26 protein-coding genes are annotated in these 23,741 nt (G+C 39.5%); 12 read left to right on the top strand and 14 right to left on the bottom strand.

Annotation, left to right across the window (positions count from 1 at the left end; genetic code table 11):
* The first annotated feature begins 62 nt into the window (after positions 1 to 62).
* Positions 63 to 1,139, top strand: a complete 1,077-nt coding sequence (locus ABT310_RS01625) for a hypothetical protein (RefSeq protein WP_375325025.1) — start codon at positions 63 to 65, stop codon at positions 1,137 to 1,139.
* Here the strand turns inward: ABT310_RS01625 and ABT310_RS01620 are convergent.
* The 6 genes from ABT310_RS01620 to ABT310_RS01595 form a co-directional block, all read right to left on the bottom strand.
* A complete protein-coding gene (locus tag ABT310_RS01620; protein ID WP_375325024.1) occupies positions 1,136 to 2,194 on the bottom strand; it encodes a nucleoid-associated protein in 1,059 nt (352 codons plus the stop codon). The genes ABT310_RS01625 and ABT310_RS01620 overlap by 4 nt on opposite strands.
* Before the next feature lie 70 nt (positions 2,195 to 2,264).
* Entirely contained in the window at positions 2,265 to 2,771 is a 507-nt protein-coding gene (locus tag ABT310_RS01615) for a hypothetical protein (RefSeq protein WP_375325023.1), read from the bottom strand.
* A gap of 43 nt (positions 2,772 to 2,814) precedes the next feature.
* A complete protein-coding gene (locus ABT310_RS01610) occupies positions 2,815 to 3,828 on the bottom strand; it encodes a COX15/CtaA family protein (RefSeq protein WP_375325022.1) in 1,014 nt (337 codons plus the stop codon).
* A complete protein-coding gene (locus ABT310_RS01605; protein WP_375325021.1) occupies positions 3,825 to 5,249 on the bottom strand; it encodes a CCA tRNA nucleotidyltransferase in 1,425 nt (474 codons plus the stop codon). The genes ABT310_RS01610 and ABT310_RS01605 overlap by 4 nt, the downstream gene beginning before the upstream one ends.
* Positions 5,250 to 5,256: 7 nt before the next feature.
* Positions 5,257 to 5,817: an L-threonylcarbamoyladenylate synthase gene (locus ABT310_RS01600; protein WP_375325020.1), complete on the bottom strand. Its 561-nt coding sequence runs from the start codon at positions 5,815 to 5,817 to the stop codon at positions 5,257 to 5,259.
* 4 nt (positions 5,818 to 5,821) lie between these two features.
* Positions 5,822 to 6,637, bottom strand: a complete 816-nt coding sequence (locus ABT310_RS01595; protein ID WP_375325019.1) for a zinc-binding alcohol dehydrogenase — start codon at positions 6,635 to 6,637, stop codon at positions 5,822 to 5,824.
* Between the two features lie 66 nt (positions 6,638 to 6,703).
* Here ABT310_RS01595 and ABT310_RS01590 point away from each other — a divergent pair, with 66 nt between their 5' ends.
* Positions 6,704 to 7,537, top strand: a complete 834-nt coding sequence (locus tag ABT310_RS01590) for a glycosyltransferase family 2 protein (RefSeq protein WP_375325018.1) — start codon at positions 6,704 to 6,706, stop codon at positions 7,535 to 7,537.
* On the opposite strand, the gene ABT310_RS01585 is transcribed toward ABT310_RS01590, so the two are convergent.
* Positions 7,519 to 8,322, bottom strand: a complete 804-nt coding sequence (locus ABT310_RS01585; protein WP_375325017.1) for a glycosyltransferase family 2 protein — start codon at positions 8,320 to 8,322, stop codon at positions 7,519 to 7,521. The two genes, ABT310_RS01590 and ABT310_RS01585, sit on opposite strands and share 19 nt — an antisense overlap.
* 213 nt (positions 8,323 to 8,535) lie before the next feature.
* On the opposite strand from ABT310_RS01585, the gene ABT310_RS01580 reads away from it, so the two are divergent.
* A complete protein-coding gene (locus ABT310_RS01580; RefSeq protein ID WP_375325016.1) occupies positions 8,536 to 9,210 on the top strand; it encodes a class I SAM-dependent methyltransferase in 675 nt (224 codons plus the stop codon).
* On the opposite strand, the gene ABT310_RS01575 is transcribed toward ABT310_RS01580, so the two are convergent.
* Together ABT310_RS01575 and ABT310_RS01570 are read right to left on the bottom strand one after the other, a co-directional pair.
* A complete protein-coding gene (locus ABT310_RS01575; RefSeq protein WP_375325015.1) occupies positions 9,172 to 10,245 on the bottom strand; it encodes a glycosyltransferase family 9 protein in 1,074 nt (357 codons plus the stop codon). The two genes, ABT310_RS01580 and ABT310_RS01575, sit on opposite strands and share 39 nt — an antisense overlap.
* Before the next feature lie 153 nt (positions 10,246 to 10,398).
* The gene (locus ABT310_RS01570) at positions 10,399 to 11,214 is read right to left on the bottom strand and encodes a 2,3,4,5-tetrahydropyridine-2,6-dicarboxylate N-succinyltransferase (protein ID WP_375326135.1); all 816 of its coding nucleotides are present in this window, start codon (positions 11,212 to 11,214) and stop codon (positions 10,399 to 10,401) included.
* 99 nt (positions 11,215 to 11,313) lie between these two features.
* Between ABT310_RS01570 and ruvX the strand changes: the two genes are divergently transcribed.
* From ruvX to ABT310_RS01555, 3 genes are read left to right on the top strand one after another with little or no spacing between them, the layout of a single operon-like run.
* Positions 11,314 to 11,724 carry a Holliday junction resolvase RuvX gene (gene ruvX / locus ABT310_RS01565; protein WP_375325014.1) on the top strand — a complete coding sequence of 137 codons (411 nt, stop codon included), beginning with the start codon at positions 11,314 to 11,316 and terminating at the stop codon, positions 11,722 to 11,724.
* Positions 11,725 to 11,727: 3 nt separating this feature from the next.
* On the top strand, positions 11,728 to 12,318 hold the full coding sequence (gene def / locus ABT310_RS01560) for a peptide deformylase (protein WP_375325013.1): 591 nt from the start codon (positions 11,728 to 11,730) through the stop codon (positions 12,316 to 12,318).
* Between the two features lie 53 nt (positions 12,319 to 12,371).
* Positions 12,372 to 12,821: a DUF5606 domain-containing protein gene (locus ABT310_RS01555; protein ID WP_375325012.1), complete on the top strand. Its 450-nt coding sequence runs from the start codon at positions 12,372 to 12,374 to the stop codon at positions 12,819 to 12,821.
* A 3-nt stretch (positions 12,822 to 12,824) separates the two neighbouring features.
* Here the strand turns inward: ABT310_RS01555 and ABT310_RS01550 are convergent, their stop codons facing one another.
* On the bottom strand, positions 12,825 to 14,405 hold the full coding sequence (locus tag ABT310_RS01550) for a beta-N-acetylhexosaminidase (RefSeq protein ID WP_375325011.1): 1,581 nt from the start codon (positions 14,403 to 14,405) through the stop codon (positions 12,825 to 12,827).
* Between the two features lie 11 nt (positions 14,406 to 14,416).
* Entirely contained in the window at positions 14,417 to 15,061 is a 645-nt protein-coding gene (locus ABT310_RS01545) for an SGNH/GDSL hydrolase family protein (RefSeq protein WP_375325010.1), read from the bottom strand.
* 153 nt (positions 15,062 to 15,214) lie between these two features.
* On the opposite strand from ABT310_RS01545, the gene mazG reads away from it, so the two are divergent.
* The 5 genes from mazG to ABT310_RS01520 all read left to right on the top strand — a co-directional run bounded on the left by mazG (position 15,215) and on the right by ABT310_RS01520 (position 20,022).
* Positions 15,215 to 15,988, top strand: coding sequence for a nucleoside triphosphate pyrophosphohydrolase (mazG, locus tag ABT310_RS01540; protein WP_375325009.1), 774 nt, complete (start codon positions 15,215 to 15,217; stop codon positions 15,986 to 15,988).
* An 81-nt stretch (positions 15,989 to 16,069) separates the two neighbouring features.
* The gene (locus ABT310_RS01535) at positions 16,070 to 17,437 is read left to right on the top strand and encodes an MATE family efflux transporter (protein ID WP_375325008.1); all 1,368 of its coding nucleotides are present in this window, start codon (positions 16,070 to 16,072) and stop codon (positions 17,435 to 17,437) included.
* 133 nt (positions 17,438 to 17,570) lie between these two features.
* A complete protein-coding gene (locus ABT310_RS01530; protein WP_375325007.1) occupies positions 17,571 to 17,798 on the top strand; it encodes a hypothetical protein in 228 nt (75 codons plus the stop codon).
* Entirely contained in the window at positions 17,798 to 18,367 is a 570-nt protein-coding gene (locus tag ABT310_RS01525; RefSeq protein ID WP_375325006.1) for a phosphatase PAP2 family protein, read from the top strand. The genes ABT310_RS01530 and ABT310_RS01525 overlap by 1 nt, the downstream gene beginning before the upstream one ends.
* Positions 18,364 to 20,022: an ArnT family glycosyltransferase gene (locus tag ABT310_RS01520; protein ID WP_375325005.1), complete on the top strand. Its 1,659-nt coding sequence runs from the start codon at positions 18,364 to 18,366 to the stop codon at positions 20,020 to 20,022. Before ABT310_RS01525 ends, ABT310_RS01520 begins: the two co-directional genes overlap by 4 nt.
* Here ABT310_RS01520 and ABT310_RS01515 read toward each other — a convergent pair.
* Genes ABT310_RS01515 through meaB form a run of 3 tightly spaced genes read right to left on the bottom strand, consistent with a single transcriptional unit; the run spans position 20,019 to position 22,913 of the window.
* Positions 20,019 to 20,891, bottom strand: coding sequence for a lysylphosphatidylglycerol synthase transmembrane domain-containing protein (locus ABT310_RS01515; RefSeq protein WP_375325004.1), 873 nt, complete (start codon positions 20,889 to 20,891; stop codon positions 20,019 to 20,021). The genes ABT310_RS01520 and ABT310_RS01515 overlap by 4 nt on opposite strands.
* Positions 20,872 to 21,834 (bottom strand): glycosyltransferase family 2 protein, encoded by a 963-nt coding sequence (locus ABT310_RS01510; protein WP_375325003.1) that lies wholly within the window; start codon positions 21,832 to 21,834, stop codon positions 20,872 to 20,874. Before ABT310_RS01510 ends, ABT310_RS01515 begins: the two co-directional genes overlap by 20 nt.
* A 35-nt stretch (positions 21,835 to 21,869) precedes the next feature.
* Positions 21,870 to 22,913 (bottom strand): methylmalonyl Co-A mutase-associated GTPase MeaB, encoded by a 1,044-nt coding sequence (gene meaB, locus ABT310_RS01505; protein WP_375325002.1) that lies wholly within the window; start codon positions 22,911 to 22,913, stop codon positions 21,870 to 21,872.
* Positions 22,914 to 23,123: 210 nt separating this feature from the next.
* On the opposite strand from meaB, the gene ABT310_RS01500 reads away from it, so the two are divergent.
* Entirely contained in the window at positions 23,124 to 23,549 is a 426-nt protein-coding gene (locus ABT310_RS01500; RefSeq protein WP_090294454.1) for an Ohr family peroxiredoxin, read from the top strand.
* The last annotated feature ends 192 nt before the right edge of the window (positions 23,550 to 23,741 follow it).

The following is a 23,741-nucleotide window of genomic DNA, read 5'->3' as shown; positions in this document are numbered from 1 at the left end:
TTGAATGGTTTATACTAACTTGACGATGTTTATCAAGATTTGTTACAAAATAATCAAATACAATGTCCGAAGAGAAATTAATGTCGAAAAAGAAACCAGCTTATCCCATTAGTAACGAGCTGAATGAATATTTGGACTATTACAACCGTAAAATAGAGATTCCTATTCACTATGACGACCTATTGCGATTTTCTGGAAGTGTTGCCGTTTATGATGCCAATGATGAGGACACCCTTTGGGTGCGCGTATATTATGCCGAATATGATCGGGACGAAATTGACTTGGCTTTAAAAAGGGTCTATTCCATTTTTGTGTCCGATGGTAGCGATTCCATTTTACAATATTTGAATGTGGATTATGTGGACTATTGCACTTTTGGAAATTCCAAGCCCTTTCGCATTAAAGTCCGTAATATTTTGAATGACAACTACACCTTACTTTATGTAAAAAAAACGGATGCTTCTCGCGTATATGGTTTGGAATTGGAGCATATGCTTTCGCCTTACAATCTCAACTTTGTGATTTATGAAAACACCCTGATTGAAGAGCATATTGTCGGTATTCCAGGGGATTTGTTCATTAAAAAGAACCTTCCGGAATGTTCTTCCTTTGATAAGGCACAAATTGCCAAAGAATTTGTAAAGTTCAACGAACGCTGTATGATTCGACTTTTGGGCGATATGCGTTCCTACAACTATGTGGTAGTGCCAACCCACGATTTTGATAGTGTGGTTTATAAAATCAGGGCGATTGATTTTGATCAGCAATGTTATGAGGGAAAATTGAAGGTGTACCGTCCCCAATTTTTCAAAGAAAACAAAATCATGGTGGATTTGGTGCAGGACAAACTTACCTTGAACTCGGTGGAACAGTATATTGTTGAGGAACGTTCCATTATTGCCAAAAGAATCTTGAGTTGGGGCAGAAGGTTAAAATTGCTGTTGGAAATTTGCCGAAAGGATTCCATTTCCACCCCTGAGAACATAGAAATGTTAAAAACCCAGTTGCAGGAGCTAACGGGCGACATCAATTTTAGGGACAGCAAAAATATGGGGGAAATATTGATCCATGCCCTTGATTTTGTGAAGCGAAACTATGAGGATGTAAGTATGAAACAGATTATCGAGAAGAAATTCTAGCTCTTCTGTTCTTTGTTGAAATACACCAAATAATAGTACATCTGGCGTTCCTCGTCCCAACCTTTTTCCACAAATTTTTCTGCAGATTCAGGATTAATAAAATCCATTTTAATCTGAATATTGGTGTCCAAGTTGATGACATTTTTAATTTTTCTACGCGCATCGCTCACGGCTTTGTTCGCAATATCAAAATTGGAAACATCCTCAATACTGTATTTGGGCCCTTTTTCTACTTTGTAGTGTTTAAACTCGGGAATCAAATCTGGGTTTTCCATCACTTCATTCAAAAATGAAGTTTCCTCAAAGTTATCGTTCTTGGCAAAGTGGTTCACTGCACGGTTCATGAACAACACTTCTTGCTGTTTGTCTTCCGCCGGCAAAACTACATCCTTGGCAAAATTTTGACAGAATTTCAGGTAGTTTTTGGTGTAGAAGTTCTCATCGGTCAATGGAACAAGGCCCAAAAAGTTTTCTACCCAATATTTGGCATCGTAGCGGTTGCTGTCTACAGATAATACTTTATACCCCTCTTCTTTGTCCATATTGAACACCACGCAACCCTTGTCCAATTTGTTGATATTGATTCCTTGACGAATCAAGATTTCAAGGTTGTTTTCCTGTTCCTGAAACTGAAGAAAATCATGCTTCAATTCACTCTTAAAAATACCAACGGCATCGGTTTTTTGGTTATCGATGACCATATCCGAAAAATGCACCACATATACTTCACCACTTTTAATGTGTGGGTGGTTCGATTGTTCGAACAAATGAGAGGTTATCTGCCTTGAGATTTCGTGGCCGTTCTCTGGGTTTTCAAAAATCCCGGAAACCGCTTTAAAGATTTCATTGAATTCTACATCTACATCATTGCCAAAACGATAGTAATTCTCCTCTTTTTCACGAAATGGTTTGAAGAAATATTCTTTTAGCAAACCAGCCATTTCATCATTCAATGAGAAAGGTTCGGAGGATAAAAAAGCAGCTTCATTTTTACTTTTGTTCCCTACGCGGTGAAGCGAAATACTTTCAATTTGAGCGTTGTATAGGTTAATCATTTTTGGGCAATGGGTTTATGGGTGAATGGTAAAGGGTTTTTGGGTTAATGGTTGAGGGTGAAAGGTAGGATTAATTCCAATTTTCGTCAAAATCCATATCATCGTAGCTGTCCAAAAGGTCGTCGAAATTGCCATCTTCTTCGTCACTTTCTTCGGCTTCGAACTTTTTCTCTGGCGGAGCGTCGGGGAGTTCTCCAAAACTGAACAATACATTTGGATAAATGCGTCCATCTTCTTTTTCAACAATATCGGCAAGCTCCACAAAAAAGGTCCACATGCTGAAAAAATCGTACACATAGATCAATTTCGGGTTGTTTTCGGTCATTACCTCCTCTAAAAAGGTCTCGTTCATCAACCGAATATCAGAACCATTTTCACTCATGTCAAAAAGTGCGATTTCCTCATCTTGGTTCCATTCCTCGTCACAGGTGTAAAAGGATGCCATTTCACTGCCCTCAAAACCAAAAGCTTGTGTTATGGCGTTATGGAAATCCTCCAAAGTGGTGTTGTCCTCAATCTCGATATCCCTAAAGGTATCTTCCTCAGCATCAAGTATTATCCTGATTTTATAAATCATCCAAAAAATTTTAGAGTGGGCACAAAGGTACGATAAATAGCCCTTATTTTGTAAATCTGTGCAGGGTAAACGTCATGGCGGCCAATAAGAAAAATGCACCTATCTGATGCGCAATACCTAACCAAAGAGGTACGGCGTAAATCAGTGTTAATATACCCAGTAAAAATTGCAGAAAAACCAACCCCAAAAGCATTTTCAACCCTTTTTCTTGCAAAGGTGTCCGTTCTGTTTTGCCAGTTTTAAACCAAATGAAAACGATAATTCCAACAACCACATATGCGAGGTAACGATGCACAAACTGAACTCCGCTTTTTCCTTCAAAAAAGTTTTTAATGAAAGGTTGCTGTTCGATGTAGACCGTTTCGTGAATCAATTTTCCATCGCTCATCAATGGCCAATGGTTGTGAATAAATCCTGCATCCAGACCAGCCACAAAGGCTCCCCAGATAATTTGAATCAACAACAGAACCAATCCAAATCGAATTAGGTTTCTTAAGCTTCTATTGATTTCTTTCTTTGATGGATAAATGAGGTCCAAAGCCACCCACAGGCTGTAAGCGAAAGTCAAAAATGCAGTGGTCAAATGGGCTGCAAGCCTAAAATGGGAAACATCTGGACGGTCCACCAAACCGCTTTTCACCATATACCAACCCAAAAAGCCCTGAAATCCTCCCATTATCAGCAAAATCACACATTTTTTAATGGTGGCCCTATCCAATTTCTTGGTGAAAAGGAAATACAAAAAAGGAAGTATGAAAACAATGCCTATAAATCTGCCGATAAATCGATGCAGCCATTCCCAGAAATAGATGTCCTTAAAATCCTCAAGATCAAAATGACTGTTCAGCTTTTGGTACTCGGGGTATTGTTTGTACAATTCAAAGGCTTCTTCCCACGCTTGCTCGGTCATGGGGGGCAAGGTGCCGTGAATCAATTTATAGTCAGAAATGGAAAGTCCGGAGTGGGTAAGGCGGGTAATACCACCAACCAATACCATTATGAAAATGAGAAAACACCCAGTTAACAACCAGTACACTACGTATTTGTTATTTTTCATTCAGACTTGACTTTTAAGTTCAATGCTTTGCCTTTTTCCAACATAAATTGAAAGGCGGCCTCATATTCATTGGGGATTTCACCTTCCAAAATGGCTTCTTTAATGGCATCTTTGATGATACCGATTTCTTTGGAGGGTTTTAGGTTGAAAGTTTCCATGATTTCCTCCCCAGAAACTGGTGGTTGAAAATTTCGGACATGGTCGCGTTCTTCAACCTCCACTATTTTTTGACGAACAATCTTAAAGTTGTTCTTGTATTTTTTCTGCTTTTTTGGATTCTTGGTGGTAATATCCGCTTCGCAAAGGGTCATGAGGTCTTCCACATTATCACCAGCATCAAAAACCAATCTGCGCACCGCGGAATCGGTTACATGGTCTTCAGATAGAATAATGGGGCGCGAGCTCATCATCACCATTTTTTGAACGAATTTCATTTTTTCGTTCAACGGCATCCGCAACCTCTTGAAGAGTTTGTAAACCATTTTAGAACCCACAAATTCGTGTGCGTGAAAGGTCCAACCAATTTTTTTGTGGAATTTTTTGGTAGGTGCCTTTCCAATATCATGCAAAAGGGCTGCCCAGCGCAACCAAAGGTTGTCGGTGGTTTCCGAAATATTATCCACCACTTCCAAGGTGTGCCAGAAATTATCTTTGTGGCGTTGTCCCTCAATTTCCTCGATGCCTTGCAAGGCGGTAAGCTCGGGTAAAATTAGCGGCAGCAAGCCGGTTTTGTGCAGCAAGGAAAATCCGATTGACGGCTTGGGACTCATCAATATTTTGTTGAGTTCATCTACAATACGCTCTTTGGATACAATTTTAATGCGCTCTTGGTTTTCAGTGATGGCTTGCAGTGATTTTAGTTCGATGGTAAAATGCAATTGGGTGGCAAATCGAATGGCACGCATCATGCGCAACGGGTCATCTGAATAGGTGATGCCTGGCTCCAAGGGTGTTCGAATGATTTTCTTGTCCAAATCTTCCAAACCGTTGAAAGGGTCCAATAATTCACCAAAATTGGAGGCGTTTAGTGACATAGCCATCGCGTTTATGGTAAAATCGCGACGGTTTTGGTCGTCTTCCAAAGTGCCATCTTCCACCACCGGTTTTCTACTATCGTGATGGTAGCTTTCTTTTCGTGCACCCACAAACTCCAGTTCCAGGTCTTTGTGCTTGATCATGGCGGTGCCAAAATTCTTAAAGACTGAAATTTCAGGTTTTCCCTCCAGTTTGGAGGCTACTTTCTTTGCTAATTCAATGCCACTGCCAATGGCAACAATATCTATGTCTTTTGGGGTATTTCTTTTTAAAAAATAATCACGGACAAAACCACCAATCACGTAAGCATCTACGCCCAATTCGTCGGCGGCTTCTCCAATGAGTTTAAAAATGGGGTGTTTTATGGCTTCTAAATGAACCTGCATCGTCAATCTATTCCCGAATTACCTTCACTTGTCCATCATTGCTCAGTTTAATAATGGAAGAGGGTGAAGGGTTTTGATTTACATCGGGCAAATTTACCACATAGTCCACTCCTTTTAAAATTTCTGGGCTTATATCCTTGAACTGTTTTGGGGTGGGCTCGCCAGAAATATTCGCCGAGGTGGAAACAATGGGCTTTCCAAACTTATTAATGAGGTACTGGCAGAATTTATCTGAAGCTACGCGAATGGCCAAAGTATTGTCTTCGGCAACAAGATTTGCAGCAATTCCTTTGGGTTCATCAAATACAATGGTGGTGGGTTTGGTAGCCAAATCCATAATATCGTAAGCCACTTCGGGAACTTCTTGCACATGACGCTCCAACATCGCTTGATTGGCAACCAAACAGATAAGGGCCTTGCTGTCTTCCCTTTTTTTAAGGGCGTAGACTTTTTTTACGGCTTCGGGATTGCTGGCATCGCAGCCAATGCCCCAAACGGTGTCGGTGGGGTAGAGGATAAGGCCACCTTCTTTAAGTATGGTATTGCAATGGTTTATTTCGTCTATCAAAGTCTTAGAATTTAAATTTAAAATGTTCTGATAATGCCAACCACTGGTCTCGGTTTTTGTCCATGCCGATATTTCCCTTTTTCAGAGAGACTTTTTGTGATCCCCAGATGGGAATAGGTTCTTTGGTTGGGATGGAAGCCATTTGTGAAGGTGTGCCCTTTATTAGACTCATCGCTTTGAACCAAAGGTCGTCAGCTTTTGGCGTCAATTTTAAAAATAGTTCCTTGTCCAAAACTTGCTCATGTAGACAATTGGACGGGTAAAGTGTTCCCCCAGCTCCTATGGGCAAAGTTAATTTAGGGTTTTCACACTTTTCAGTTTTTGATTTCCATTCTTTATAAGGGAGCAAAGCGCCCGAATCATCATACGAAATGCAACGAACTTGATTGGCAATGACTGTATTTGGATTGTTTTGATGTTCGGAAAGAATATTGGACAACCAACTATCTCGATACATCATGTCGTCATCGCAAGTAATTATGGTTTTTTCTGGAAATAGTTTTAGAGGTTCCACAAGTTTTCTGTGCGAACTAAAATAGTCTGTATATCTAATTTGAAATATGTCTCCTTCTAAAACAGATAATTTTTTTGGAACTTGATTTTTTAAATCTTGGTGTAGCCAAAGAATCAAATGTTCTGGAAGTATGGTCTGATTCAGAATGCTTCGGATGGTGAGGTGAACAATGTTCAATCTAGATGGTATTGAAGCTAAAGAAACTACTACTGGAGCTTTTTCTTTATTTGAAATCAGCTGATGTAGCGGTTTTCCAGAAAGCTTAATTTGGTTATAAAGTGATACAGGTATTTCCTTGACCTTCATTATGGAACTTTAGAATCACAAAATTAAGCATATGCGATAACATTTAATATTTCTATTTTTGCCAAGATGAGTCCGAAAGAAAAAGAACCGCCAAAGATTTCTGTAATCGTAAGTACCTATAATGCCGAAGAATGGCTAGAGAAGGTGCTTTGGGGCTTCAATTGTCAAATTTTCAAGGATTTTGAAGTGGTAATTGCCGATGATGGCTCAGGGCCAAAAACCAAGGCATTATTGGACGAAATGTCCGAAAAGGTATTTTATAATATTGTTCATGTTTGGCAAGAGGATGATGGTTTTCAGAAATCAAGGATTTTAAATAAAGCTGTTGAGGCCTGTAATGCAGATTATATTATAATGACCGATGGGGATTGTATTCCCCGCGAGGATTTTGTGGAGGTACATTACATTAATAAAGCGGAAGGTTATTTTATTTCTGGCGGCTACTATATGCTGCCCATGAATATTTCCAAAATCATAACCAAGGAGGATATTGAGAAGCAAAACTGTTTTAATATCCACTGGCTTAAAGAACAGGGAATTCCCAAAACCTTTAAAAATAATAAACTAACTGCCAGCGGTGTAGTTTCTAAGTTTCTGAATACGTTTACGCCTACCAATGCCAGTTGGAATGGACACAATTCCTCGGGTTGGAAAAAGGATATCTTAAATGTGAACGGTTTTGATGAGCGAATGCAATATGGAGGACAGGACCGTGAACTTGGCGAACGACTGTTTAATTTTGGAATCAAGTCCAAACAATTGCGTTATAGCGCCGTTTGTGTGCATTTAGATCATAAGAGAGGCTATAAAACCCCCGAATCAATCGCCAAAAATCAAGCGATTAGAAAAGAAACAAAGTCGCAAAAAGTGGTATGGACCCACTATGGCATCACTAAATAGTAGGCCAGTTTGTTCTTTGTTTCCAGCCTCTTCAATTCCCTAAAGCGTTCCAAAACTCCTAATGCGTTCAGATAGCAGATAGTCAATCCCTTTTTTCCGTCCAAAAATCCTAATCGAATTATATAATGGTTGAAAAATTTCCAAAAGGGCTTTACTGTCATTAACAGGTAATTAAAGTGCTTTTCTTTATAGAAGTCTTCTTTGGCTTTTAATCGGCCGTAACAGAGCATCTTACCCTTGTAGTCCTCATAATTTTTATAGCAGAAATGCAAAAGTTTTTCTTTTAAAACTCCAGAGTTCCCATCCACTTCAAGGGTTTCGTGCACAATTTTCTTATCGGTAAACTGAGCCTTACTTTTTCTGAACAGCCTATGGTTTTTATCGGTTTGCCAACCACTATAATTAAGGGGCTGGTTTTGGAACATAAACTTTCTATAAAACCAATATGCTTCTTGCGCTTTGGGGTTATTAATGGTTTCCGTGATTTCTTTTTGAAGGCTTTCAGTTACCACTTCGTCGGCATCCAAGAACAAAACCCAATCGTTGGTGGATTGCTTTAAAGTAAATGATTTTTGAGCGGTAAAGTTTTCAAAGGGATTCTGAATCACTTTTACATTCGGATGACTTTGAAGGTATTCGTAGGTGCCATCCGTACTAAAAGAGTCCACAACGATTATTTCATCGGCAAAGGAAATAGATTCAATACACTTTTCAATGTAGCCTATTTCGTTGTAGGTAATGATAAGTGCTGATAATTTTTGCTTTGGGGCGCTCAATTCAGCCATAAATTTTTATGCTATGAGGTTAGTTGTTTCTAAATCTAAAACAAAAAAAACGAAAAAAAATTGTTCGGAGAACTATTTTTCTTACAACAATCAAATTGATAATTGCCCTACTGATTTTTTGTTAAAATTCTAATGAACCAAATCTAACGGTTGATTTTATAAAAGAGGGGAAAAAATAAATAAGGTTGCTTAATATTGTATAAAATCTTTCCCATGAACCTACTTTTTATTATACCCGTTTTGGGCATTGTTGCCTTTCTAATCGGTAAACTTATCAAACACAAATCACTTTATCCGTTTATGCCTTTTAGGTATGATTTTAGGAAAAGAAAAAATACTTTTCTAAAAACAATGCAACTGATGGAAAAACTCCAATCTAAAGTTATTGTGGAAACAGGTACTTCGCGTGAAGGCTTAAAAGGAGCAAAAAGTAATGGAGCCGCTACTATTGTTTTTGGAAAATGGGCTTTGCAAAATGGTGGTGTTTTACATTCTGTTGATATAAGTTTAGAATCTATATCACAAGCGCAAGCGGAAGTGAATAATCAAGGTTTACAAGATGTTGTAAATATTCATCATTCAGATTCAGTTAAATTTTTACAGAATTTCAACCAGCAAGTAGATTTACTTTACTTGGACAGCTATGATTATAGTTCTCATGATATTGAAATCCAAAAGAAAAGCCAGGAACACCATTTGGCAGAATTCAAAAGCATAGAAAATTGTCTACATCATAACTCGGTTGTGTTAATAGATGATTGTGATTTGCCAAACGGAGGCAAAGGAAAATTGGTTATTGAATATATGCTTTCCAGAGGCTGGAAAACAGTGATGAATTCCTATCAGGTTTTATTGGTTAGAGAGGATTTGAAACTGGACGAAGTCTAATAAATGTTGGATAAATAGTTCTGGATGAAATTGTTGGTATAGGTTATGGACGTTTTCTTTACGAGCTTTTTTGTCCATTTTTCCAATTTCGGGGATATAATCTTCCAAATGAACTCCTTGGTTTGCCGTATTGTCTTTGAATGTAAGCCACGCCTTTTTGGAAATCCAAGGAGAAAAGATGGAATAATTGGGAACTCCCAAGGCTTTGGAAATATTACTTGCACCACCTTCGTTTCCAATATACCCATCGCACCTTGAAATTAAAGCAATAAATGATCTTAAATCGGGACAAAAAATATCTGCCATAATTGATTTTCTAGAATTTTCTGAGCATAAATCAAGCAATTCAATTAGTTTGTCCTTTTGATTGGGCAAATAATTGAATAAAATCGTTGCGTCAAAATTTTCACTGAGTGCATCTATAATATGGGCCAAATAGTTTAAAGGATAGCTCTTGCTCGGACAACTTCCTTGAATACCTATCATAAAAATTGGTTTGTCTGAACACACGCCTCTTTTGGTCAACATCAGCTTTATTTCTCTAATTTCTGTTTCAGACAGATAGATTTTTGGCTCTAGGTAGGAGAATTTAAGTTTTGGAATAATGGGGTTTAAAAGTTCTAATCGATTTTGAACGGCCATTCCCATAGGTCCATTTTCATCGCGAGAACGAATTAAGAGCTGGTCGTAAACGAATGAAGAATACCATTTTCGATAAGACAACTTCATCGAAGCATTACAAAACAAGCTTATCAAGTTACTTTCCAGTTTACAATACACGTCAATTACGGTATCATATTTTTCTTTGGAGATGGATTTTAAAAACTTATAAAAGGCAAGTTTATTTTTTCGAAGTGAAGGTGAAAAAATTATGAACTTGTCTATGTAGGGATTTCCCTCAACCACAGGCACTGTATTCTCATTGATTAAATAATGAACCTGTGAACCTGGAAAATGAATCTTTAGGTGTTGGCAAAGAATGCTGCTCAGCAGCACATCCCCAACCATTTTTTGTTGGATAATTAAAAACCTCATTTTTAATATTTTCCTCCCAGAAACTTGAGCTTCTGGGAGTGTTGTTAAATGAGGTTGTACTACTGTTTTGCTTCTTTAATTTTTTTAAAAAAAGCATGGCAAATAAATGAGGTTGTTCAGGATATTGCCGAATCCTAAACTGCAAATATAAAATTATACCGCTACATCATGCTCTCTAAGTGCATTGTTCAACGAAGTCTTCTTATCGGTGCTTTCTTTTCTTTTACCAATGATCAACGCACAGGGTACCTGATATTCTCCAGCGGGGAACTTTTTGGTATAACTACCGGGAATTACCACTGATCTTGCTGGTACTCTTCCTTTTAGTTCAATGGGTTCGTCACCGGTAACATCGATGATCTTGGTCGAAGCGGTCAATACCACGTTGGCGCCTAAAACGGCTTCTTTTTCAACGCGAACACCTTCCACCACAATACATCTGGAACCGATAAAGGCATTATCTTCAATAATCACTGGAGCGGCTTGCAAGGGCTCTAAAACACCACCGATGCCAACACCACCACTCAAGTGAACGTTTTTGCCGATTTGTGCACAACTACCCACTGTGGCCCAGGTATCAACCATAGTACCTTCATCCACATAAGCACCAATGTTCACGTAACTAGGCATTAAAATGGTTCCTTTGGAAATATAGGCACCGTGTCTTGCTACAGCATGCGGTACCACACGAACTCCTTTTTCCTTGTATCCTTTTTTCAATGGAATTTTATCGTGGTATTCAAAAATGCCAGCTTCTAAAACTTCCATTTTCTGGATGGGGAAATAAAGTACAACAGCTTTCTTTACCCATTCATTGATCTGCCATCCATCATCGGTTGGCTCTGCACAACGTAATTCACCCATGTCGATAAGTTCGATTACCTCACGAATGGCCACTTGGGTCTCTTCTTCCTGCAACAATTCTCTATTGTCCCACGCCTTTTCAATAAACGCTCTTAAATCTGTCATTTTTCTTGAAATTTTTACAAAGATAAGTCCCATGGCAGAATATTAAGAGCATTTTTAAGGGCATAACATTTTTAAGGTTATTTTTGCCAAAAAATTGTCTTGGCTAGAATTTTGGCATTGGATTATGGAAAGGTGAGAACCGGAATCGCAGTTACTGATGAACTTCAGTTAATTGCTTCTGGACTGACCACGGTGGCGACGCCAAAACTTTTGGATTTTTTAGGTGATTACCTCCAAAAAGAATCTGTGGAAAGATTTGTAATTGGTTTGCCCAAACAAATGGATAATACCGAATCCGAATCCGAAGTGTTGATTCAAGATTTTTTAAAAAAATTAAAGACCAAGTTCCCAAATGTTACCGTGGAACGGCAAGATGAGCGGTTCACGTCTAAAATGGCCATGCAATCCATGCTGGAAAGCGGGTTGAAAAAGAAAAAAAGAAGGGAAAAAGCTTTGGTCGATGAAATAAGTGCCACGCTGATTTTGCAGGCATACTTAAACCGTTTTTGATTTATGATTTTACCCATTGTGGCGTACGGTGACCCCGTTTTAAGAAAAGTAGCAAAGGATATTACCTCAGAATACCCAAAACTTGATGAGCTCATCAACAATATGTGGGAGACCATGTACAATGCCCATGGTGTTGGATTGGCAGCTCCCCAGGTTGGTTTGCCCATTAGAATGTTTATGGTGGATACCACTCCTTTTTCCGATGATGAAGATTTGACTGAAGCAGAACAAAAGCAGTTGGATGGCTTCAAAAAAGTGTTCATCAATGCTAAAATTGAAGAGGAGAGCGGAAAAGAATGGGATTTTAATGAAGGTTGTTTGAGTATTCCAGACATTCGCGAAGATATAAAACGTAAGCCAGAAATTGTCATCAGTTATTTGGATGAGAACTTTAAATCCCATAAAGAAACTTACGACGGTTTATTGGCCAGAGTGATTCAACATGAGTACGATCATATCGAGGGTATTTTGTTCACCGATAAATTATCATCCTTAAAAAAGCGACTTCTTAAAAGTCGTTTGGAAAAAATTTCAAAGGGAAAAATCACAGCAGACTACAAAATGCGATTTCCTGATATCAAAAAACGACGTTAAAAAAATCGCAGTTTCTTATAAAAACATATTTTTGCGCGCATAAATTATTTTAAATGGCATTAGACAAAATTTTATCTATCGGAGGTAAACCAGGACTTTATAAATTGTTGACCCAAACCCGTGGTGGTTTTGTGGGCGAATCCTTGTTGGATGGCAAACGAGTAACCGTTGGCATTAGGAGCAATGTAAGTGTACTTTCGGAAATCGCCATTTACACCTTGGAAGAAGAGGTGCCGTTAAAAGAGGTTTTCCAAAAAATAAAGGAAAAGGAAAACGGCAATAAAACTTCAGTGAGCCACAAGGCCGATAAAATTGAATTGGAAGAGTATTTCTTCGAAGTACTGCCGAATTATGATGAGGACAGGGTGTACGCCAGTGACATCAAAAAAATCATTCAGTGGTACAATATTCTTTTGGACAACAATATCACGGAATTCGTAGAAGCAGAAGCAAAAGAAGAAGAGGCACCAGCTGCTGCCGATGCCTCTGCTGAGGAAGAATAAATCCTATTCCTTTTTCCAGTCAATCAATTTACTCGGGTAATAATTGACATTCATTTTTTCCAGATAGGGCACCTGTTTGGCCAATCGTTCTTTGTAGTCATCCCAGTTTAATTGTTCGGATGGCGTCCACCCCAATTCGGCATATCCAATAGCTCTAGGGAAGGCCAAATATTCCAATTCGGCACTATTGCTAATGGTTTCGGACCAAAGTGGCGCCTCAATGCCCAAAATGTTTTCTTTGGGAAGACCTTCCACATAAGTTTCGGGATCCCATTGATAACCCACATTTACGGGAATGTATGCGGCCCAATGCAATCCGTATTCCGAAATGGAATCGTACTGCATATCCAAATAGGCCTTTTTAGCTGGTGAAATAATAATTTTGGAGCCATTTTCAGCAGCCTTTAAGGCATGTTCTGGTTCGTTCCAAAGTTGCACCACGGATGAGCCATCAATCTTGGCTTGGGCAATCTCATCCCAACCAATCATAATTTTGCCGTGCTTTTGCACAATTTTTTCCACCTTTTCCACAAAAAGAATATAATCACTCTTTTTGGTCACATGGCTTTCATCACCACCAATATGAAAATAAGGACTTGGGGACATGGCTGCAATTTCACCAATCACATCATCCAAAAAACTGTAAACGGTATCTTTTTGAGCATCAAAAGAGCTGTAACCTACTTTCATATCGGTTCTAACTCTTGGGGTTTCAGCCTGACCTGCTGCATGTAAGAAAGGATAGCTTAATGATGCTGCATTGGTATGTCCGGGCATATCCATTTCAGGGACAATCTGAATGTGTCGCTCCGCAGCATAGGCAATAATATCTTTATATTCTTCTTGGGTGTAAAAACCACCTTCACCACCACCAACTTCGCTTTGGCCGCCCACTTCGGTAAGTTTGGGCCATGATTTGATTTCGATGCGCCATCCTTGGTCATCGGTAAGGTGCAGGTGAAGCGTGTTGTATTTGTAGTACGCCAAAATGTCGATGTACTTTTTTACTTCATCCACGGTAAAAAAATGACGCGCCACATCCAGCATTGAACTTCTGTAAGCCAATTTAGGGGCATCCAATATTTTTCCTGAAGGAATCACCCAAAGTGGATGGTCCGTAAGGGTATCATTGCTTTGCTCGGGAATCAGTTGTCTTAACGTTTGAATCCCGCGGAAAGCGCCAGCGGCCGTTTTGGCATTCAATAAAATGGAATCCTTTTTAATGTAAAGTTGATAGGCCTCAGGATTATCCAATTCTTCACTATCCGATTGATTGATATAGATCAAACGTTCCAAAGTATTTTCTGAGGAGGTATTTACTCCAAGATTCAATCCTGTTTTCCCTTTTATTTTTTCTGAAAGAAATTGGCCCACTTTTTCAAAAGCAGGGTCGGAAGTGGAAGTAAAAATTGCAGTGCTGGCATCCAGTCCAAATGCACTGTTGGTGGGAATTGTTTTTACCGGTTTTGGAATTAAAGCGACCGTAGAAAGGTCGGTTTTAGGGAAATTGATTTCCTTTTTTTGGTCTTGACAAGCTGCTATGCAGAGGACTGCAATGAACAGCAAAATTGATTTTTTGATCACAGTTGTTTAGTTTATTTAACGTAGTCTTTGATTACATCGTACCAGATGTCGTAACCTTTGGCATTCATGTGTAGGCCATCTTCAATAAAGATGTCTTGTTTTACTTTTCGCTTGTCCAACATAGGATACCAAACATCAATAAAATCGACACCATCGGTTTCGGTGGCCAGTTTGTTTAATTTTCGATTCAAACGACGGTACCTGCCCCTGTATTTCCATCGTGATATGCTCGGCTTTGCCGAAATAAATACAATTTCCATATCGGGATTTTTTTCTTGTAGCGTATTTAAAATACGTTGAGAGGTTTTAAGAATGGCCTTGGGTCGCTTTTTGGCAAAAATATCGTTGTCTCCCTCATAAATAAAAACTTTGGTGGGAGTATAGTCCAGGATGGTTTCATCCAAATAATATTCCAGATCTGAAAATTGGGATCCTCCAAAACCTGTGTTCAACACCTGCTGGTCCGGAAATCGCTCTTGAACATCGGTCCAAAAACGAATACTGGAACTGCCCGTAAAAACAATGGTAGGTTGGTTGGCATCCCAAACCGTATCGTACTTTTTTTGAATGGCCTCAATTTCTTGGGCAAAATCTTCAGGGTTCTGAGCATTGACCAAAATGGGTATAAAAAATAAGGCAATCAGAAAATACTTCATGGTATTGGAGTTTTCTTAAAAATCGGAGTTGAAGATAGTGATATTTTTAAATTTTAAGGCTTGTTGAAAAATAGCGGGTCACTTTTCATAAGTTCATTTTGATGATGGATTTTTCACGGAACGGACTTCGTATTTTTGGTCAAAATCCACAGCATGAACACAAGAACAGAACAATTGGCCGCTTTTGACCGCCTTTTAACCATTATGGACGAATTGCGAGCGCAATGCCCTTGGGATAAAAAGCAGACCATGCAAACGCTTCGTCACTTGACCATCGAAGAAACGTATGAGTTGGGCGATGCCATTTTGGACAACGATTTGGAAGAAGTGAAAAAAGAATTGGGCGATATTTTGTTGCACATTGTGTTCTATGCCAAAATAGGTTCGGAAACCCAGCATTTTGATATTGCAGATGTAGCCAATGGCATTTGCGAAAAACTCATTAACCGACACCCTCACATTTATGGCGATATAAAAGTGGAGAATGAAGAGGAGGTAAAGCAGAATTGGGAAAATATCAAATTAAAAGAAGGTAAAAAAAGCGTGCTCGAAGGAGTGCCCAACGGCTTACCATCCTTGGTGAAGGCCAACCGAATACAAGATAAAGTTGCCGGGGTTGGTTTTGATTGGGAAAAGCCTGAACAGGTTTTTGAGAAGTTAAAAGAAGAGCTGGCAGAGCTACAAGTAGAGGTGGAAGCGAACAATGCGGATAAAATGGAGTCGGAATTTGGCGATGTGCTGTTTTCCATGGTCAATTATGCCCGATTTTTGAAAATAAATCCAGAAAATGCATTGGAACGAACCAATAAAAAGTTCATTAAACGTTTTCAATATTTGGAAACAAAAGCTAAAGAAGCAGGGAAACCGATAAGCGATATGACCCTGGCCGAAATGGATGTGTATTGGGAAGAGGCCAAACAACTGTAAATTTATCTGTAAGCTAACGTGAAGTTTGGGGACAAATGTCTCCAATCTGGCTATATTTGCCATCCTTTTTAAATACCTGTTGTGTTTCAGAACTATACCAAGGAGTTTGCCTATAACCTAAAATTATCCTATCCCGTTATTTTGGGGATGTTGGGGCACACTTTTGTGGCCTTTGCCGACAATATTATGGTGGGTCAATTGGGTACGGCAGAATTGGCTGCTGTTTCTTTGGGAAACAGTTTTGTATTTATCGCCATGTCCTTAGGAATTGGATTTTCTACAGCAATTACACCTCTGGTAGCCGAAGCAGATGGCGCAAAGGACCAAGCTGCGGGTAAAAGTGCCCTTAAACATGGATTGGTGCTTTGTACCATTTTAGGATTGTCGCTTTTTGGACTCATTTTGCTGGCCAAACCGTTGATGCACCATATGCAACAGCCCCCAGAAGTGGTGGAGCTAGCATTACCTTATTTGGATTTGGTGGCTTTTTCTTTGGTGCCCTTGATTATTTTTCAGGCATTTAAACAGTTTTCGGAAGGACTTTCCCAGACCAAATACCCCATGTATGCGACCATTTTGGCCAATGTGGTGAATATTACACTGAACTATTTACTCATTTTTGGTTCGTTCGGATTTCCAAAAATGGGAATAGTGGGTGCAGCGGTAGGAACTTTGGTGTCACGGGTAATCATGGTGGCCTATATTTGGTATTTGCTCAAACGTAAGAAGCAATTCGAATCCTACGTGACCCATTTCAATTTTAAGGAAATCGAGAAAAAGGTGATGAAAAAAATCATCAGTCTAGGATTTCCATCCGCATTACAAATGTTTTTTGAAGTGGCCATTTTTACTGCCGCCATTTGGTTGAGTGGTGTATTGGGGAAAAATGCCCAAGCAGCCAATCAAATTGCATTGAACTTGAGCAGCATGACCTTTATGGTGGGTATGGGACTCAGTGTTGCGGCGATGGTACGAGTAGGAAATCAAAAAGGACTGCGTAACCATAAAGAGTTGAAGCGCATTGCAGAATCTATCTTTTTCTTGACTTTATTGCTAGAAATTGCGTTTGCAGCGATATTCCTGTTGGGGCGGCATTGGTTCCCCACCATTTATTTGGATGTGGACGATATAGTCAACCAAGCGGATAACACCGAAGTAATTATTGTAGCGGCGAAATTGTTGTTGGTAGCGGCCTTTTTTCAAATTTCTGATGGGTTGCAAGTAGTGGTCTTGGGTGCGCTACGTGGATTGCAAGATGTGAAGATTCCGACATTTATTACTTTTATTGCGTATTGGTTGATTGGTTTTCCTATTAGTTATTATTTAGGGTTGCACACCAGTTTGGAAAGTACGGGGATATGGATTGGATTGCTGTCCGGGCTTACCGCATCGGCAGTAATGTTGTATCTTCGATTCATTTTTTTGACCAAGAAATTGATCGCACAATAGTCTAGTCACCCCGAGCTTGTCTCAGGGATTCATCATATGATGAAAAATCGAAATGAGATGTTGAAACAAGTTCAACATGACGCAATAAAAAATAAAATATTAGATACCGTAATTGGAATCAAAATAAAAACACATGGAACTACCTAAATTTTTATTGGCCGATAATACCGATTATCCCGATGCCATTTTTATTGTCCACACCGAATATCCAAGATTCATTATCAACCTAGAGAATGATGAGGTGGAATGGATGGAAGAATTTTCCAAGGAAGATGAGGCCGATTTAATGGATGAAACCGAAAGTTTGGTGGAGGCCGCTACTGCTTTTTATGATCGGGAAGTCTCCAGATACGATCAATAATGCTGGAACAGTTACTGGCATACGATAAAGAGCTGTTTTTGTTCCTCAACGGATTGGGGACCGAATCATGGGACGGTTTCTGGATGTTCATGACAACGACCAGAAATTCCGCACCACTTTATCTATTGTTGCTGTATTTATCCTACCGAATCTTTGGTTGGAAGGGAACAGGAATTGTTTTGGTATCCATCGCCTTGTTGATTACATGTACGGACCAATTATCCAACTTTTTTAAATATGGTGTTGGCCGATTACGACCATGTCACGAACCTGAAGTGAGCAGTGCCATGCGTTTGGTGAAAAGTTATTGCGGAGGGCAGTTTGGGTATTTTTCTGCCCACGCAGCCAATTCATTTGGGCCAGCCATTTTCTTTACGGTCATGTTCAAGAATAAAGTAAAGTACATTTCTTGGGTATTGTTGCTTTGGGCTTGCGTTGTGGCCTATAGCCGCATTTATATTGGGGTGCATTATCCATTGGATGTACTTACAGGAGCCTTGGTGGGCTCATTATTCGGATGGTTATTTGCCAAGTTGGCTATATTTGCTTTCCAAAAAACAGGGGTATGATTTCGACCACCAGATACTGGTTTTACATTGCACTGATTGTTCTGGTCTATAGTATCGGGATGTTTGCGACCCTGTTCGAGAACGATTCGGCCCAGTTTGCTGTCATGGCCATGCGCATGGTGCAGGAAAATGACTTTCTGAGCCTGTTCAAAGGTCCCGAAGAGTATCTGGATAAACCGCACATGCATTACTGGTTAGCAGCGCTATCCTATAAAATATTTGGAATCCACGATTGGGCCTACCGAATCCCCGGTATTTTGTCCACTTTGCTGGGAGCATACAGTTGTTACGGATTAGGTAAACTACTTTACAATAAAGATGTAGGTCGATTTGCCTCGTTGATTTTTATGACGGCCCAAACCATGGTTTTGGCCAATATCGATGTCCGTACCGATGCAGTTTTAACAGGATTCACTATTTTTTCCATCTGGCAATTGACCACTTATATTGAAAAAGGAACCCTAAAGAGTATCGCTTTGGGTGCTTTTGGAGCAGGAATGGCCTTTTCCACCAAAGGACAGATTGCATTGGTGGTCATTGGAATTTCGATTCTCTGTCATTTGGCCTATACCCGAAAGTGGGAGCGATTGCTTAATTGGAAGTTACTGCTTGCCCTTTTGGTTTTTGGTTTGACCATTACTCCGATGTTGTATGCCTATTACCATCAATTTGATTTGCATCCCGAAAAAGTGATTCGCGGAAAGGATAACCGAAGCGGAATCTTCTTTATTTTTTGGGAACAGAGTTTTGAGCGCATGAGTGGTGAAGGCGTTGGGAAGAATAGTAGTGATTTCTTTTTCTTCTTCCATACTTTTTTATGGGTGTTCTTGCCTTGGACGGTTCTCGCTTTGATTGGTTATTGGACCAAAATTAAAGCTTTTTGGGAAGCCAAATTTTCATATAGACCTAATCTTGAGTTTTTAACGGTAGGTGGAATTTCCATTTTGTTCCTGCTCATCAGTTTTGCGCAGTTTAAACTGCCCCACTACATGAATATTTTGATGCCGTTGTATGCCATTCTTTCAGCAGCTTTCTTATATGTCTTGCATCAACAGGAAAAATTGAAAATGGCCAAAGTGATTCTGGGCATACAATATTTTATTTTGGGATTGGTAGTGCTCTTCACCTTATCGATAAGCTTTTTGGTCTTCAAATTGGAGCATTGGTACAGCTATTTGTTTTTGATGTTAGCACTAGCTTTGATAGTTTATTTCATCCTGAAAAAAGAGACTGTTTATGCTAAAATCATAACGGTTGCCATTTTTAGTGCTGTGGTGTTGAACGGCTTTATGAATGCCCATTTTTATCCAAAATTGCTCGAATATCAAGGAGGTTCAAATATGGCAGAGCAGGTAAAAGCGAATCAAATACCGGTAGATAAAATTTATAAAATCAGTGAAAGACATACCTGGGCCTTGGATTTTTACGACCAGAATCCCGTAAATATTGTTTCTATTTCTGATTTATCGAGTTTTGACGATGCTTGGGTATACGCTACCGATGAAGAACTGGAGCAATTGCGAAAGAATGGCATCACTTGGGGGCGTCAAATTACAGTGGACCAATTTCGGATTACCCGTTTGCAGATTAAGTTTCTCAACCCCAATACCCGCGAAGGTAAATTGAACAAAATGCACTTGGTACATTTGGATTAATCAACGGATTCCAACTTTGGCTTTTTAAAGTGATAGATTACTCCAAAGAGCGAAGTAAGGGCCGTAATCAAAAAGAAGGTAAAGCTGATTCCTATGGATGTGCTTTCATCCAATCCCAGCCATTTTGCGCCGTACAAAAAGGTCACTTCTCGGCTTCCTATACCCCCAATAGTTAATGGGATCACAGAAACAATAGAGGATACCAAGAACACGAACAAGTATTCAATGGTGTCCATGCTTACAGACAAAGACTTCAAAATACAAAGGACACTAACCAATTGTGACAGTTGTACCAAAGCTGAAAATCCGACGGCTTTCCAAAAAATCGGTAAAGTGTACGGAAAAAATGTCTTGTTCACGAACCAAAATACCACCACGCTCAACGGAATTGCCACTAGTATCAACCAATAAAAACTTTGGAAAAACTCATTTTTGGACAACATTGCAAGGATACAGGCATACATAAAGAGCAACAACATCCCACTTAACCGGTCCAAGAGAATGCTAGCAAATACTTTTTTGGTGCCCGGTTGATATGCTTTTTGTATCACATAGCCTTTATAGGCGTCTCCGCCTATTCCACCCGGTAAAAAAAGATTGTAGAACATTCCCAAAAGCGACAACTTTAGGTTGCTCAATTGCGTTAGTCTAGCACCAATTTGATGAAAATACATATTGGTTCTAAAAGCGGATAAAACTTTGGATAGCACAAAAAACAGGGATGCCAATAACAAATAGAGCGGGTCGCTCTTTTTTAAGGTCTGGAGTACATCCTTCAACTCTATTTTGGTGAAAATAAAGTAAATCAGTACTGCACTGATCACAATTTTTAGAGCAGTGATGAGCTTTTTACGCAGCTTTTCCGTCACCTATGGTAATTTTTTTAATGCGATACGGTCTTTTCTGTTGCGATTCGTAGTAGGTGCGAATCAAGAGTTCCATTACAATTCCGATAGTGAACAATTGAATGCCCCCCACAATAAACATCATTCCAAAAATGAGTAGGGGTCTGGTTCCGATATCTTGTCCGAATCCTAATTTTACAATCAATAAGTACACATTGATTAATATTCCAAGAATCACCAACAAAACCCCGAAAATCCCGAATAAGTGAATGGGGCGTTGGAAGTATTTTCTAATGAAAAGCAAAAGCATCATATCGGCAATCACCTTAAAAACACGCTCTAAACCATATTTGGAAACTCCCGCATGTCTAGCATGATGTTTTACGGGAACTTGTTTGATTTGAGCTCCTTCCAAATAGGCCAAAAGAGTAATAAAACGGTGCATTTCACCGTAAAGGTTTAGGCTTTTTGCAATGTCCTTGGTGAACACTTTAAGCGCACAGCCGTTGTCTTTTATGTCCAACTTGGTGACCCTTCGCACCAAAAAATTGGCAATTTTGGAAGGTATTTTTTTGACCAGTGAATCTTTTCGTTTCTGACGGATGCCAGTTACCAAGTCGTATTCTCCGCTAACCGCATATTCCAACATATGTGGGATGTCCGATGGGTCGTTTTGCAAATCACCATCCATGGTGATAATGTATTCTCCTTTGGCATAATCGATTCCGGCAGCCAGGGCCAAACTTTGACCGTAATTCTTTTTCAATTCAATGAGATGAACCCTTTTGTCGTCCATTTCTTTGACCTTGATGCGGGTTTTATCCGTAGAAAAATCATCCACATATACAATTTGGTAGTTGTACCCTTCAAGGCTTTCGTTGATTTTTTGGGTCAAAAGAACCACATTGTCTTCCTCGTTGTACAAAGGAACCACTATGGATAAAAGGGAGTCGGTAACAGTGCTCATTCAGTATAAAATCTGTGCAAATTTATTGCTTTTATTTAAAGTTCCTTGGTAATCTTGTCCAATAGGGTTTTTGCGGCATAGAATGGTGAAATTTTATGTTGCTCAATTTCTGTTAGCAATCTGGCCTGTTCGGTTTTAAAGGTGTCTTTTTGATGAAAAAATTGTTTGATGTATTCGTCCACGGTCTGAAGGAACCAATTCTTGTTTTGGCGTTGTCTGTTCTTTTCAAAAAAGCCATTTGCCTTGGTGTGTTCCACAAATTGTTGCACCATATCCCAAATTTCCTCGATGCCCGTATTTTCCAAGGCGGAACATTTTTTCACCTTTGGTGTCCAGCCATTAGCTTTTGGTGGATAAAGATGAAGCGCTCTTGAAAATTCGGTAACGGCAAGTTTGGCATTTTCCAAATTGCTGCCATCTGCTTTGTTGATGGCTATGGCGTCTGCCATTTCCATAATGCCTCTTTTAATGCCTTGAAGCTCGTCTCCGGCACCTGATAATTTGAGTAAAAGGAAGAAATCGACCATACTGTGCACCGCTATTTCACTTTGGCCAACACCCACGGTTTCAACCAAAATAACATTATAGCCGGCTGCTTCGCAAAGAATTATACTTTCGCGTGTTTTTTGCGCCACACCACCCAACGAGCTGCCTGAAGGGGAGGGGCGAATAAAGGCCTTGGGGTCTTTTGCCAAGGTTTCCATCCGGGTTTTATCACCTAAAATGCTGCCTTTGCTCAATGAACTGGTCGGGTCTACGGCCAAAACCGCAACTTTGTTGCCTTTTTTGGTCAAGGCTTTGCCTAATGTTTCAATAAAAGAGCTTTTGCCCACACCAGGGACTCCGGTGATTCCCAATCGGATGCTGTTGGTTGGTCGAGCTAAACATTTCTCAATTACAGTATTCGCTTTTTCAAAATGTGCAGGCTTGGTACTTTCCAAAAGTGTAATGGCCTTGGCCAACATGGCTTTGTTTCCTTCATAAATTCCTTTTGCCAAATCTTCGGCAGCAAGTTCCTTTTTTCTGATGGCCTTGATTTTGGAAATGGTCTCCGAAGGTATTTTGCTTTTATCTGTCAAGAGTGCCTTTGATGGGATTTATGACGAAGTTATAAAGTTTTTGCGGGTAAACATAGCTTGACTGCTGAGAGATTCTAACAATTTTAAGGCCATTTCACATAAATTTAATAGCTGTTTAAGTGGACATCCGAGTACAAATTGGTACCTTTTCAATCCACAATCAGATGCTATCACAGCACTGATGTTTACGAACCTATAAACATTTAAAAGATGAAGACTATTTTTGAGGCAAAGGCCACGAATACAGGCGGTAGGTCTGGTCATGTTGAAAGTGAGGACGGACTTTTGGATTTTCCCATCAGTATGCCCACTTTAAAAGGAAAGACCGATCCCAAGTCCACCAACCCAGAAGAACTTTTTGCTGCGGCATATTCCAGCTGCTACGGTGCAGGATTACAAGCCGTTGCCAAGCAACATGGCATTGATGATTTGGGAGATTTTAGCGTAACCGCCACAATCTCACTCAATTCTGAAGAAGAAGGTTTTTTCTTGGAAGCTATTTTAGATGCCTATTTGCCAACTGTAGATAAAGAAATGGGAGAAACTTTGATGAAGGATGCCCATGAAATTTGTCCTTATAGCAAAGCTACAAGAGATAATATTACCGTTCATTTAAATTTATTATTGGACGAGTAAGAATTATAACTCGTTGAAAAAGAATCCCGTTGGTGTACATCAGCGGGATTTTTTTGTTAAAAATCAATAAAAAACAACCTAATTTGCAACGTTGCGTTTTTTGCATCGTCATTAAGTAGAACAACTAATAAAAACCGAACATAGAACCGAGTGTGCTCCATATTGAGCTTGTAGAAAAGTGCAAGGTGAACG

Origin of the sequence: Flagellimonas cixiensis, from assembly GCF_042134615.1 — a bacterium.
In the GTDB taxonomy this organism is placed as follows: Bacteria; Bacteroidota; Bacteroidia; order Flavobacteriales; family Flavobacteriaceae; genus Flagellimonas; species Flagellimonas cixiensis.
This window is presented reverse-complemented; position numbering and strand designations above follow the sequence as displayed.